We start from the raw sequence: 12,190 nt of genomic DNA, 5'->3' as shown, positions 1-12,190 counted from the left end.
TAGGGTATGGCAACCAAAAGTAAAATAGGAGTGGAATACCTAATTTAACTATTGCCATTATTATTTATGAAATCTGTCCCCACATTCTTAATACTAAAAAGGCATCCACTGAGAAACAGCAGATGCCTTTTGTGGTTTTAGCGTATTCGATTTTTTATGTAGGTTTTTTAATAACTTCTTCATTGTCCTAATGTTTGTCCTCATTCGTTGTTGATTTACTTTATTAAACTATTTGGAAGTTTTGTTGAACAAGTTGTAAATTTAACATTTTAAAGTAAGAGCATTTCTTTGTAATGAGAAATGCTTTTTATTTTTGTCAAAATTAAAAGGATATTTCAATAACAATAATAATATAATAAGAAACAATATTAATTTATTGTAAAACGACAAATCATATGCTAAAATCATGTTGTCATTAAATAAGTGAGGTGTTTTAAATGAATGTTAAACGAAGTTCAACGACTTTCTTAAAAGTCATTATTTTTATTATAGGACTACCGGTTCTTGCTTTATGTATATTTTTAGTGCCCCATATGGCGAATTTCGCAGCAAAATCGTATCCAAATATTGCCCCAATGAAATATCTCGTTTTCATCGTGATGTATGGAGCGGCTGTGCCTTTTTACTTTGCTCTCTATCAGGCTTTCAATCTTTTACGGTACATTGACGAGAACACAGCGTTCTCGGAATTATCTGTAAAGGCGTTAAAGAACATAAAGTGCTGTGCGATTACAATCAGTGGTTTGTATGTATTAGGTTTGCCACTCTTTCATTTTATAGCGAAGAAAGTTGACCCTCCTATTGCATTAATGGGACTCATCATCATTTTTGCTTCGTTGGTTATCGCCGTTTTTGCTGCTATCCTCCAACGGCTTCTACAAGAAGCGATTAACATAAAATCAGAAAATGATTTGACGGTCTGAGGTGGAGGATATGACAATTATTATTAATATTGATGTGATGTTAGCAAAACGAAAAATGAGCGTAACGGAGCTTTCGGAGAGGGTTGGAATTACTATGGCGAATCTTTCCATTCTGAAAAATGGGAAAGCAAAAGCGGTTCGTTTTTCAACATTAGAAGCGATATGTAAGACTTTGAATTGTCAGCCGGGTGATATTTTGGAGTACAAAAGCGACGAAGATACTCTATAAAAACAGACAACAAAACTACCGGGAGTCGACAGTGAAATTAAGGGATAGCTTAATGTCTATCCCTTCTTTGCGTTTATTGATGTTATTTACTCAGAGAATTCCATTGAGAATTGCATTGATATTAGTGACAAAAAATGTGATGTGATTTGCAATGTTTGCACCTCAAAAGGGAACCCATTATGAACATTTGGTCTCTCTTTTTTGTTAACTAAACAAATATCAAAATATTTCTATTATAGGACACAAAAAGACAATATGGTATGAAAAATCCAATTCCGTACCATATTTTTAAACAACTTTATTATTCGTTAACATCTACAACTATTTTTTAACAGTCTATTACTTTATTCTTTAGTCTAAAACTTTTTTTGAATGAAACATATATTAGTCAATAACTCACTCGTTTGTCTAGATAGCTGATTATTTTTACTTAATTTATAATCCTTTGTTTAGTTGATTATTCTTATTTTTAAGATCCTCGATGCTTCACATCTGCGGATACGCCTCCCGCTATGGGCTATGTCCTCCTCCAAAACCAATTAACCCCTTATATAATTCCTCTGTTTTATACTCTTTCGCGTATAGTATGTAGTCTTTTCTTTTTAACTAATTTATTCTGAAAAGACTACGGAAATTCTTATTGAACTAAAGCACCCGTTACTCTATTTAGTTAGATAAGTTATTTATTAGAAAGATTGTCAATCACTTGAATAGCTAGTTTCAATGCTTTTATTCTTCTTTCTAAAAGCGTTCTTTGGGGACTACCAGCCTTTGACTTAACATAAATGTTCTCAATTGATGGAAGCAAACCAGTAAGAACATTGCGAGCTTCTGTTAAATCTTCCTGGGTGTAATGATGGGGTCTTTGATTCCAGACGTTTTCTAGCATTGCTAAGCCGATGCAAACAGCTTTGAGTCGTTTCTTTACTAAGGTAGTATTTGCGCCTTTCTGAGTCATCTGTGACAAGGCATTTTCGAGTTTACTGATTGTTGATTGTAAAGATTTTATTGACTCCAATTTATCTACATTTGATATGTTTTCCATGTTAGTACTGTCCCTTCTTCGTTTCTGAATTATTTTGCTTGATACTTGATAAAATCGTTAAGAACCTGATTTCACTCGCAATATTTTAACATAAATAACCAACTCTCTTTGAGCGAGATTCTCAACAAACTGGCCCAATTGTTGAACACAAGTTAACTAACACTCTTCAACTAACCTGCCTGTTAGTCTAATAGGAATTAAACAACTTTATTATTTTTTAAGCGACTTTATTGTAAATTAAACAACTTTTTGTCACTTAACATAATGTTCCTTATTCCACTAACGCACCATCTCAAATTGCTATTTTTTCCACAATTAGTTATTCAAGAATTTGTCCCGATACATAAAGAATAAGCACAATTCTCGCTACAGAATTGCGCCCGAGTGCGGAAGTTACTTTTTTTTAGGAGGAATTGTTTAACCCCTTAAGCTCATCGAAATCTGCCGGTCTACAAACCCAAATTCTAAATATAATTTCCAATCACACCTCATGAACTGACCTAGGTTCTCCAATCAGCTAGTTTTCTTTACCTGCTTGGTGAAAGCTGCTCTCCAGGAATCTCCTGTAATTTTTCAGTATGAACGAACATATTCGCTGCTGGCATTTGTACTTGATTCTCATGGAATATAGACATTAGTTCAAACCTTACTTGCCTGGAGGTTTCAAAATACTCCTCAGGTTTAACCAAACCTACAATACAAAATTCATACCCAACATATTTAAGATTTGGATTTAAGTCTGTAACACCAACATATTGAAATGATTCAACAGCCTCGTCCTCTATCCTATATAGGCTTTGTTCCAATTTTTCATTGCAGATAACACATACTTTTTCTAACAATTCCTTTATTCTTGTAGGATCTTCCTGATAACTTACCGTAATCCGTTCAAGAACCCGCATCCAGCCTTTGTTAAAATTTTGTATCGTTCTAATCTCTCCATGTGGGATGGTAAGGAGTTTTCCCGACCATTCACGAATTTGCATAAAGCGAATACCAATTTCCTCAATGGTACCTGAACTTGTTCCGTTAAAAGTAACAAAATCGCCGACACGAAACTCTTTGTCCGTTAATCTTGCGAACCCTAATATAACATCTTTTAGCATCTGTTGTGCAGCAAAACCGATGACAACTCCGGCAATCCCTGCACCTGCAAGAATACCTTTTATATCTACAAATTGACTAATTAGATAAAAAACAAGACTGATTAAAATTCCATACCTTAAAATTGAACGAATTACACTTTGAATCGTCTGTTCTACTTCTTCATCAAAAAAGCTTGACTTCCTAAAGAACCAATCAATAATACGGTTTATGACAAAGGACAAAGTCATGAGGACCAAAGCAAATAGTATAAATCTTAAAAGTAAAAACTCCCTTACATAATTAAAAAATTCCTCAGTAACAGTTAATAAATTCATCCATCCACTTCCTTAACTATGTATTTTGATTTTTATTCACAGTTCATCTTCAACAATATGAACCTTTAACGAAACAACTTATTGTCACTCAACAGTTCCTTAATCGATCTTTCAATTCCAGATGTTCTTTTCCTTTTTACTATAAATATACCCCTTTAGATTATCTAAAGGGGTATAAAGGTGCAATTTTTTATAAACGGTACGACTTTATTTCAAATCCACATAAGTAATATTTACTCGTGTTAGATATCTAATTAAATCTATTAGTAACAAGGAATCAACAAAAAACGAGGACACTTTAATAATTCATATAGGATAAAACAAGGTTTACAATCCATACGAAAACAATTAGCCAAATGATAATGATAAGAAATCCTGTTATCCAATTCTTAGGTTTATTCATAGATGATTGTCCTTCTATCTTCCTTTTACAATCCTCTAATACTTCTTCAGGGATAAGCTTTAACGCCAAGTAAACGCCTAAAGGAACAAGAATGAGATCGTCAAGATACCCTAATATTGGAATGAAATCTGGAATTAAGTCAATAGGGCTGAAAGCATAAGCAACAACAAGCATTGTAAATAACTTAGCATACCAAGGGACTCTTTCATCTCGATATGCTAAATACAGTACAAGAAGTTGTTTCTTTAAGTTTTTAGCCCATTTTTTCATTTTCTGTATAGTTGATAACCCTTTTTCTGTTTGAACTTGTTTATTTTGACTCAAAATATCTCCTCTTCTTTTCATTTTTTGTAGTTTTCTATTCTCAGAGAAAGATTAATATTAGAGATTCCTCTCTTTCTCCCCATTTGTTTTCAAAATTGAATAAACTAAAGCATCATTTGAATGATGATTTTGATAAATATAACCTCTCAATAATCCTTCTTTCTGAAAACCTATTTTCAATAATAAATGAGATGATGCCTCATTTTCAGGATAGGTAATAGCTCCGATACGAAATAAATCTAATTCTTGAAAACCATATTCTAAAACCGTTTTAACAGCTTCAGATGCATATCCTTTTCTCCAAAAAGAAGGATGAATATCGTAACCAATTTCAGCTCGTTTACTCCAAAGTTGTAAATTATTATAACCTACTGTACCGACAAAATCCCCCGTTTCCTTCACAACGATTCCCCAACGAATTGCACGTTTTTCTTGAAAATTTTTCGAAAAAGAATCAATCATTCGAACAACCTGCTCCCTCTCTTGAAAACAATTCATACCATAATAACGTGTTACCTCTTCAAGTGAAAAAATATCATATATATTTTGGCTATACGTTTGATTTATCTCAATTAAACTTAAACGGTCGGTTTCTAGAGTTGGGAATGTCATTGAAATCCTCCTTTATTTTTCATCATTATATTAATAACTATATTTAAGATAATTGAAATAAAAGAATATATATTTACATAGTGACATTATTAAAAAAGAAGGGAGTTGAATATATTGTAATACAATGTGATTAGTGGCAATAAAGATATTTAAAATTCTATTAAAAAATTAACCCTTAATCTCAACAAAATCTTGTAAATTTTTTTCAATATGGTTGTTTATTTTTTTTACGGTAAATGGAGAAGTATTTTCAAATATAATATGTAGAGATTCGATAGATGCCTGAAGTCTTTTGTTTTTATCTAGTTCTTCACGTGTGATTGAAAAGTCTTCTAATGTCTCAGGATGATTATAATACTTTAGTTCTCTTTCAATTTTCTCTAAGAGTGAAAGCATTGATTCATCCCTAAAATACCTTATCCCAGCTTTGAGTGCTGCCCAACTTTGAGGTTGAGCCATAAAATATGCGCTCCACCAGTAGAATTCGGTAAGTGATTTACTTACGTGATTATAGTACGCATAGAACATAAATAACGCTCGTTGACCTTCAGTTAATTGCTCATAAAACTGTTGTTTAATCTGATAACTACTCAAGGTAGTCTGTTCCACTACTCTTTTTTTATAAGTTTTAATAAGAGGTTCAAAGCATCTTTGACTAAGATCAGCACATGTTAATAAATCAAAATCTTGTTTTTTTATCTTGATTTCCAAATAAAATCACCCTCCTAGCTAAATAATACAATACTTCGAAATAAACTATGTAAAAATTAGCATATGGCACAATACGCCGATGAAGTGAATGAAACGATTTTATTGTAAATGCAATGCCATTATAATATTATCTGCATATTGTCCGTTCTCAAATTTAATTTGCTGCTTCTCTCTTCCTTCTTCTTTAAAGCCTATTTTTTCATAAACTTTTATCGCTCTTTCATTTGTTGATATAACACCTAAACAAATTTTTTCTATGCCATCTTGTGTTTTTGCCCAATCTATTAATTGTAAAAGCATTTTTGTTCCTGCACCTTGATTACGATAATTATCTAAAATGCCTATTCCAAATGAGCCGGTGTGATTTAAGCGCTTCATTGAGTTTCTAGTAAACACTAAAAAACCAACAATACGTTCACCGTCTTCTGCAACAAATGTTACACCGCCTTGTTGACTATTTGTTATTGTTCTCTGTTTCTGCATTTCAATATCTACATGAAATTCTTCGCTTGTAACTAGAAAAAACTCATTTTGGGATATAATGCTTTTTCGAATATATAAAATGCATTCTGCGTCTTTTTCTGTTGCCTCTCTTATGAACAATCCAATCCCTCCAATATTCATTCCCTTCTTCTCATTTCTATTTTCCCTTGATTTTAAGTAACACCGTACGTTTGCAATCCCTACTTCCTGTAAATTCAACAGTAAATTCACTGACTCCTGTTAAAAAGAAGACGCCGTATAAAAAGAAGCAAATTGTATCCACAGTTAATTGAGAACGATTTAAGTCCCTATCATTATCTCCACTATTTATTTGAAACTCTACCAAACATAGATCTAATGAATAAAGAAGAAATAGACAAAGTCTTGCCGTGTTCATCTGATTTACCGTCTATATGCAGAGTACCAATAAAAAATGAAACAAACAAAAAGTAGGCCCGAAATACTCCACTCATGTATTATATTTTAGGGCTACTTGACGTTTACTTTTAAACTTCCATTTCTCGTACAATTTGGACAGAAAATTATAAAGAAAAGGCTCCCCCTTCATATAAGGGATAAGCCTATTTTACAAAGAAAACAGCTCTTGCACCTCTTCAATAAATAATTGGACTGCAAGCGATGATTCCTTTAATGAAGGGACAGCTAGACCAATTTCTCTCCAAACTTGTGGTTCTAGCTCTCGAGTTCGAACATTCGGGGGGAGATTAGATAAGGATAATTCAGCTAAGATGGCCAACCCTAGCCCTTCTTGTATCATATTTAGTGATGTCGTTACGGTAGAAACTGCATATTCAATGCGAAGCGGTACTCCGGCTTGTTTAAACATATCGATAATCGGAGGTTCATATCCCCCTTTAAAAATAATGATTGGTTCATTATTCAAATCCTGTATTGTAATAGCTGATTTCTTATATAGGGTGTGATCATCTCGTAGAACCACAACCATTTTCCCCCTGGTCAATGGGATAATTTCCATTTCTTCATTTGGAAGGATAACTATCCCGATATCGATGACGCGAGACAATAACCAACCTTCTACTTCCTTAAGTGTTCCTTCATAAAGGATCAGCTCTAAGTTCGGATATTTCTGCCGAAAGATGTTAATGATTTTAGGTAAGAAATATGCGGAAGCACTCGGAAAACTTCCAATACGAATTGTCCCTACTTCATGCCCCTTTTCTGCAGCTACTTCTTGTTCCACCTTTTCTATCCCATTCAAAATCTCTCGAATATGAATAAGAATGCGTTTCCCGACATCAGTAAGAATTAATCCTTTTCTCTTATCACGAATGATTAGTGTGACGCCTAATTCTGATTCAATACTAGATATAGCGTGGCTCACAGCTGGTTGTGTCATATTCAGACTTTGAGCAGCTTTCGTGAAACTTCCCATTTCGATGGTTTTTACAAATACTTGAAGTTGCGTAATGGTCATAACTAATTACTTATACTCCTTATAAAAAAGATTCATTTTATTTATTATGTCCAATATCATATCATAGTGAAATGAAATACAACAAGGAGGTCATAACGTGACACAACTTTCGCGAACAAGAATGGCCTTACTTCTCACATTTCTTGTCATCATGTGGGGAATCAATTGGCCTTTGTCAAAATTCGCTCTTCATTATACGCCGCCAGTGTTGTTTGCGGGAATGAGAACAGTGTTAGGCGGATTCATCCTACTTATTTTTGCCTTGCCAAAATATAAAGAGTTGAACTTAAAGAAAACATGGCATTTATACTTTATTTCCGCTTTACTTAATAACATATTATTTTATGGACTTCAGACTATAGGACTTGAATATATGCCAGCTGGCCTGTTTTCAGCTATCGTTTTCCTTCAGCCAGTGCTGCTCGGTATTTTCTCTTGGATTTGGCTCGAAGAAGCAATGTATGGATTAAAAATCTTCGGCTTGATTCTTGGATTTTCCGGTGTGGCTGTTATAAGTTCGAGTGGTTTAAGTGGTCATATTTCTATCGTTGGAATATTACTCGCTTTAGGCTGTTCCCTTGGCTGGGCACTTGGTACGGTGTTCATTAAAAAAACCGGTAATCGTGTAAACGCAATTTGGATGGTTACACTTCAACTGATTATTGGTGGCTTTTTCTTAATCGGGTTTGGATCAGAATTTGAAAGCTGGTCTAGTATTGTTTGGAACGTGCCATTTACATCTATATTATTGTTTGTCTCTATCTTTGTTATTGCATTGGGCTGGTTAGCTTACTTTACACTTATCGGCTCAGGAGAGGCAAGCAAAGTGGGAGCCTATACATTTCTCATTCCACTTATTGCGATTATAACGAGTGCTATTTTTTTACATGAAGCAATTACCCTTAGTCTTTTTGTTGGACTCTTATTCATTGTTGTGAGCATCTGTTGTGTGAATATGAAGCCTAAATCACTTGCAATTAAACAACAAGTTGAACCTAAAAAATGTTAATTAAAATTATTAAAGAAAGCGCCTATTTTTCAACATAGGCGCTTTCAACCACACTATACATGGTGGCACTTCCTCTAGCACCTCGCGATGTGTATGTTTTCTTCTACGACAGGGACATTCATAGAAATCCAATTCACACGCTCATTTTTATTTTGATCTTCAGTTTCAGGTGATAATTTTTTCAGCCAGTAATATAGCCAATGAACTGGTAGGTTCTGTTTTTGACACCAGGAAACGTTTGATAATCCACTGCTTTTATAGTCTTGAATATAAGTTTCCCATTCTTTCTTTAATAGGTGTCTTTTCATAAAAAAACCTCCACATGTAGTATGTAAGGAGATTATCTCAGGAGTTAATGACAAATTGTAGGTGGGGAATATTTGACGCTTACAGTTAATTCAAGAATCATTATTTTGATTCTTTCACTTTCACAGGCATACTTCCAATCACATTTGCTCCATTTTTTAAAGTTATTTTTACATTTCCAGATTCTTTAAACGTATAAGGAGACAGTTCATAAACTTCTTTTATTTTAAATTTCTGATTCAAGTCTTGTATAGATCTAGCCGTAAGCAGAGACATTTTAGGTTCCCAAACTTCTTCTTTGCCAGATGGATACGTGATGAATATTCGAACATCCGCTGGATGAATGTCTTCCCAAAGTATGATATACATTTGTGTTTCTTGGCCTTTTTTAATCAACGCATCCGAATAATACCCTAACTCTCCAATTTTTCCAAAAACAGTATATTTCTCATTATCTATTGTAATATCAATATACGGGAGTTTATATGTCATTTTATGATATATTCCGTAAGCAATACAAAAGGTAGAAATAATCGTAAGTCCTATAAGGAATTTTTTCAGTTGTTTCCCTTGAAAACTCACCATCATAACCGAGTTTGGAGCGAATTTTTCTGCTAATAAAAAAACAAGGATCACAATTAAAATTCCAATCCCAATAAAAATATACATACAATTCCCTCCCGCTAGATACATGTAAATTGCACCTCTTAAAAGCTTTTTCTCACCGCCCCCTCGTTTTCCTTCCTAATCACAATAAAAAATTTGAAGGTGAAAAAACTCACTCTTCTACAGCAATTAAATATTACTTACAAGGTGTTTTCTCTGAAATAATATATATATGAACGATCCTATAAAATTAGAAAAGAACAGGCCGTTTATTTTCGGAAAAGATAAACGGGATACATTTTCATCCATGTAAAAATGGAGCCGTAATACATACAGCTCCATTTTCCATATATCACTATTCATTTATAGTTTCAAAATGTTTCTAATACAATTTTCCCAACCGTACTTCCTGTTTCAATCATCGCATGCGCTTTTCTAATATTAGCAGCGTGAATTGGCGATAACGTCTTTTTTAATGTCGTCTTAATCGTATTTTGCTCAAGCAATTCACTAACTTGATTTAATAAGAGATGTTGATTAATCATATCTTCTGTATGGTACATAGGTCGTGTAAACATGAATTCCCAAACAAATGTAGCACTTTTACTTTTTAATAAACCTAATGCTAATGGTTTCTCATTTTCTACAATAGAACAAATCCCACCTTGTGGTTTGATTACTTCTGCCATGCCATTCCAATGTTGATCTGTATTATTTAAGCAAAAAATGTAATCAACTTCTGCTATTTCAATCTGTGACAATTGTTCTTTAAATGATTTATGGTGATTGATCACATAATCAGCACCTAAGCTTTTCACCCAATCTTTCGTTTCAGTTCGAGAGGCTGTTGTAATGACATTAAGGCCCGCCCATTTCGCTAATTGTATCGCAATAGATCCTACACCACCTGCGCCGCCAATGATTAAAATATTTTTGGATTTGTTCTTTTCCTTATTATTAAAATCAATTGCTAAACGTTCAAACATTCCTTCCCACGCTGTAATAGCTGTTAAAGGTATAGCACCTGATTGTGCGTGAGTTAAATTTTTCGGTTTTGTTCCAACAATTCTTTCATCTACTACATGATATTCACTATATGTACCAGGTCTTGTAATACTCCCTGCATAGAAAACTTCATCACCCGGTTGAAATAATGTACACTCTTCCCCAACTTCTACAACAACGCCACTAGCATCCCATCCAAGTATTTTTGGCTCTTCTTCTTTCTTATCTTTTGGCGCTCGAACTTTTGTATCAACGGGATTAACAGAAATGGCATGGATTTTAACGAGTAAGTCCCTTCCTTTCGGTATAGGTCTTGGTAATTCAATATCAATCAAACTGTTCTCATTTTCGATTGGTAAATATTCTAATAAACCAATTGCTTTCATGTTCATTTCCTCCGTTTAATAAAATTTGTCTTCTCCTTGCATTATAAATTGCAAAATTAAATTATGTAAGAAGGCACATTCATGTAGTATAGTATCATTAGTGTTACTGTTACCATCAATAAATATTACTATGGAGTGCTGTTTTATGAGGAATAGAAAAAGCGGTTATGGTTGCCAGGAGGGTTGTCCTGTTGAAATAACACTAGATGTTATCGGCGGAAAATGGAAAGGTGTTATTTTGTATCATCTATTAGATGAAAAAAAGCGTTTCAATGAGTTACGAAGATTAATCCCCGGCATTACACAACGAATGTTATCTTTACAATTAAGCGAACTAGAAAATGACGGAATTGTACATAGAAAAGTTTACCCAGAGGTTCCCCCTAAAGTAGAGTATTCTTTAACTGATTTCGGAAGAACGCTAGAGCCGATTATTGTCCAAATGAGGAATTGGGGAAAAACATATCAATCGAGATTAATGGAGAAATCAGAAAAATCGAAATAGGAAGCTGAATTATATCAGCTTCCTATTTTTTAATACAAAATGGGTATTTATCAAATAACTTTGTCACAGTTCCCTAGTAACAATATTAACTATGGATAATAACTCTTTTAAATCATCGATTACATGTTCATCTGTAAACGGATTTCCCCAATATGTATCCTTCTTCCATATTGCATGCATTCCTACATTCCGAGCTCCTACTACATCATTCTCTGGATGATCACCTACATATACACTTTCTTCAGGACTGACACCTAATCTTTCTAAAGCTCTTAGGAAGATTTCAGCTTGAGGTTTTTTAAGGCCTTCTTGCTCTGAAACTAATATGATATCCATGTACTTATCAATCCCTAGAGCACGAATATTCAGTAACTGGAATTCAGTGAATCCATTTGTAATCATACCTAATAATATCCCGCTATTTTTAAGCTCTTGTAATACGTGCTCCATGTTAGAAAAAGGAATACAGTGATGTTGAAAGTTGCTTATGTAATCCTCTAACAGCTGCTCCCAAGTTAAACTAGAGATAACATATTCTTGGAGTAATCGCTCATATACTTTGTCTTTCCAAACATAGCCCTTATTATCTAATTCAATAAATCGATTTATATATAGCTCTTCAGGTACATGTTTTATAGTTCATTGATGTACCTCTTATATTGATCTTTAATGAAGAGTTTAAGAGAACTATCTCTATCTAATAGAGTTCCATCTAAATCGAAAATAACAGTTTTAACCATTCTTTCGCCCCCTTACTTAAGCGATT

Annotated in this window: 14 protein-coding genes and 2 pseudogenes; 5 read left to right on the top strand and 11 right to left on the bottom strand. The window is 33.7% G+C overall.

Annotated elements, in window-relative coordinates; translation table 11 throughout:
* Window positions 1-437: 437 nt before the first annotated feature.
* Window positions 438-923, top strand: a complete 486-nt coding sequence (locus tag ACTDJC_RS14770) for a DUF2975 domain-containing protein (protein WP_440603867.1) — start codon at window positions 438-440, stop codon at window positions 921-923.
* Window positions 924-933: 10 nt separating this feature from the next.
* Window positions 934-1,152: a helix-turn-helix domain-containing protein gene (locus ACTDJC_RS14765; protein ID WP_176524649.1), complete on the top strand. Its 219-nt coding sequence runs from the start codon at window positions 934-936 to the stop codon at window positions 1,150-1,152.
* A 679-nt stretch (window positions 1,153-1,831) separates the two neighbouring features.
* On the opposite strand, the gene ACTDJC_RS14760 is transcribed toward ACTDJC_RS14765, so the two are convergent.
* The 6 genes from ACTDJC_RS14760 to ACTDJC_RS14735 form a co-directional block, all read right to left on the bottom strand.
* Entirely contained in the window at window positions 1,832-2,197 is a 366-nt protein-coding gene (locus ACTDJC_RS14760) for a hypothetical protein (protein WP_098311199.1), read from the bottom strand.
* A gap of 527 nt (window positions 2,198-2,724) precedes the next feature.
* Window positions 2,725-3,618, bottom strand: a complete 894-nt coding sequence (locus tag ACTDJC_RS14755) for a mechanosensitive ion channel family protein (RefSeq protein WP_253629970.1) — start codon at window positions 3,616-3,618, stop codon at window positions 2,725-2,727.
* 298 nt (window positions 3,619-3,916) lie between these two features.
* On the bottom strand, window positions 3,917-4,345 hold the full coding sequence (locus ACTDJC_RS14750; protein ID WP_440603866.1) for a YkvA family protein: 429 nt from the start codon (window positions 4,343-4,345) through the stop codon (window positions 3,917-3,919).
* Between the two features lie 57 nt (window positions 4,346-4,402).
* Window positions 4,403-4,957, bottom strand: a complete 555-nt coding sequence (locus ACTDJC_RS14745; protein ID WP_440603865.1) for a GNAT family N-acetyltransferase — start codon at window positions 4,955-4,957, stop codon at window positions 4,403-4,405.
* A 168-nt stretch (window positions 4,958-5,125) separates the two neighbouring features.
* The gene (locus ACTDJC_RS14740) at window positions 5,126-5,668 is read right to left on the bottom strand and encodes a hypothetical protein (RefSeq protein WP_440603864.1); all 543 of its coding nucleotides are present in this window, start codon (window positions 5,666-5,668) and stop codon (window positions 5,126-5,128) included.
* A gap of 99 nt (window positions 5,669-5,767) precedes the next feature.
* Window positions 5,768-6,292, bottom strand: a complete 525-nt coding sequence (locus ACTDJC_RS14735; RefSeq protein ID WP_253629973.1) for a GNAT family N-acetyltransferase — start codon at window positions 6,290-6,292, stop codon at window positions 5,768-5,770.
* A 150-nt stretch (window positions 6,293-6,442) separates the two neighbouring features.
* Here ACTDJC_RS14735 and ACTDJC_RS14730 point away from each other — a divergent pair.
* Window positions 6,443-6,604 (top strand): annotated as a pseudogene (locus ACTDJC_RS14730) (IS66 family transposase); the annotation flags it as partial.
* Between the two features lie 133 nt (window positions 6,605-6,737).
* Here the strand turns inward: ACTDJC_RS14730 and ACTDJC_RS14725 are convergent.
* Window positions 6,738-7,607, bottom strand: coding sequence for a LysR family transcriptional regulator (locus ACTDJC_RS14725; RefSeq protein ID WP_098311191.1), 870 nt, complete (start codon window positions 7,605-7,607; stop codon window positions 6,738-6,740).
* A 97-nt stretch (window positions 7,608-7,704) separates the two neighbouring features.
* On the opposite strand from ACTDJC_RS14725, the gene ACTDJC_RS14720 reads away from it, so the two are divergent.
* Window positions 7,705-8,616, top strand: coding sequence for a DMT family transporter (locus tag ACTDJC_RS14720; RefSeq protein WP_098311190.1), 912 nt, complete (start codon window positions 7,705-7,707; stop codon window positions 8,614-8,616).
* A gap of 74 nt (window positions 8,617-8,690) precedes the next feature.
* Here the strand turns inward: ACTDJC_RS14720 and tnpA are convergent, their stop codons facing one another.
* The 3 genes from tnpA to ACTDJC_RS14705 form a co-directional block, all read right to left on the bottom strand.
* Window positions 8,691-8,924, bottom strand: a complete 234-nt coding sequence (gene tnpA / locus ACTDJC_RS14715) for an IS66 family insertion sequence element accessory protein TnpA (protein ID WP_098311189.1) — start codon at window positions 8,922-8,924, stop codon at window positions 8,691-8,693.
* Window positions 8,925-9,024: 100 nt separating this feature from the next.
* Window positions 9,025-9,591 carry a hypothetical protein gene (locus ACTDJC_RS14710; RefSeq protein ID WP_440603863.1) on the bottom strand — a complete coding sequence of 189 codons (567 nt, stop codon included), beginning with the start codon at window positions 9,589-9,591 and terminating at the stop codon, window positions 9,025-9,027.
* A 308-nt stretch (window positions 9,592-9,899) separates the two neighbouring features.
* The gene (locus tag ACTDJC_RS14705; protein WP_440603862.1) at window positions 9,900-10,919 is read right to left on the bottom strand and encodes a zinc-binding alcohol dehydrogenase family protein; all 1,020 of its coding nucleotides are present in this window, start codon (window positions 10,917-10,919) and stop codon (window positions 9,900-9,902) included.
* 145 nt (window positions 10,920-11,064) lie between these two features.
* On the opposite strand from ACTDJC_RS14705, the gene ACTDJC_RS14700 reads away from it, so the two are divergent.
* Window positions 11,065-11,424, top strand: coding sequence for a winged helix-turn-helix transcriptional regulator (locus ACTDJC_RS14700; RefSeq protein WP_440603861.1), 360 nt, complete (start codon window positions 11,065-11,067; stop codon window positions 11,422-11,424).
* A 63-nt stretch (window positions 11,425-11,487) separates the two neighbouring features.
* On the opposite strand, the pseudogene ACTDJC_RS14695 reads toward ACTDJC_RS14700, so the two are convergent.
* Window positions 11,488-12,164 (bottom strand): annotated as a pseudogene (locus ACTDJC_RS14695) (HAD family hydrolase).
* Window positions 12,165-12,190 lie beyond the last annotated feature (26 nt).

It is taken from the genome of Bacillus sp. GB_SG_008 (assembly GCF_052038115.1).
Taxonomy (GTDB): domain Bacteria; phylum Bacillota; class Bacilli; order Bacillales; family Bacillaceae_G; genus Bacillus_A; species Bacillus_A rhizoplanae.
The sequence above is the reverse complement of the archived record's forward strand: the minus strand, read 5'-3'. Positions and strand labels throughout refer to the sequence as shown.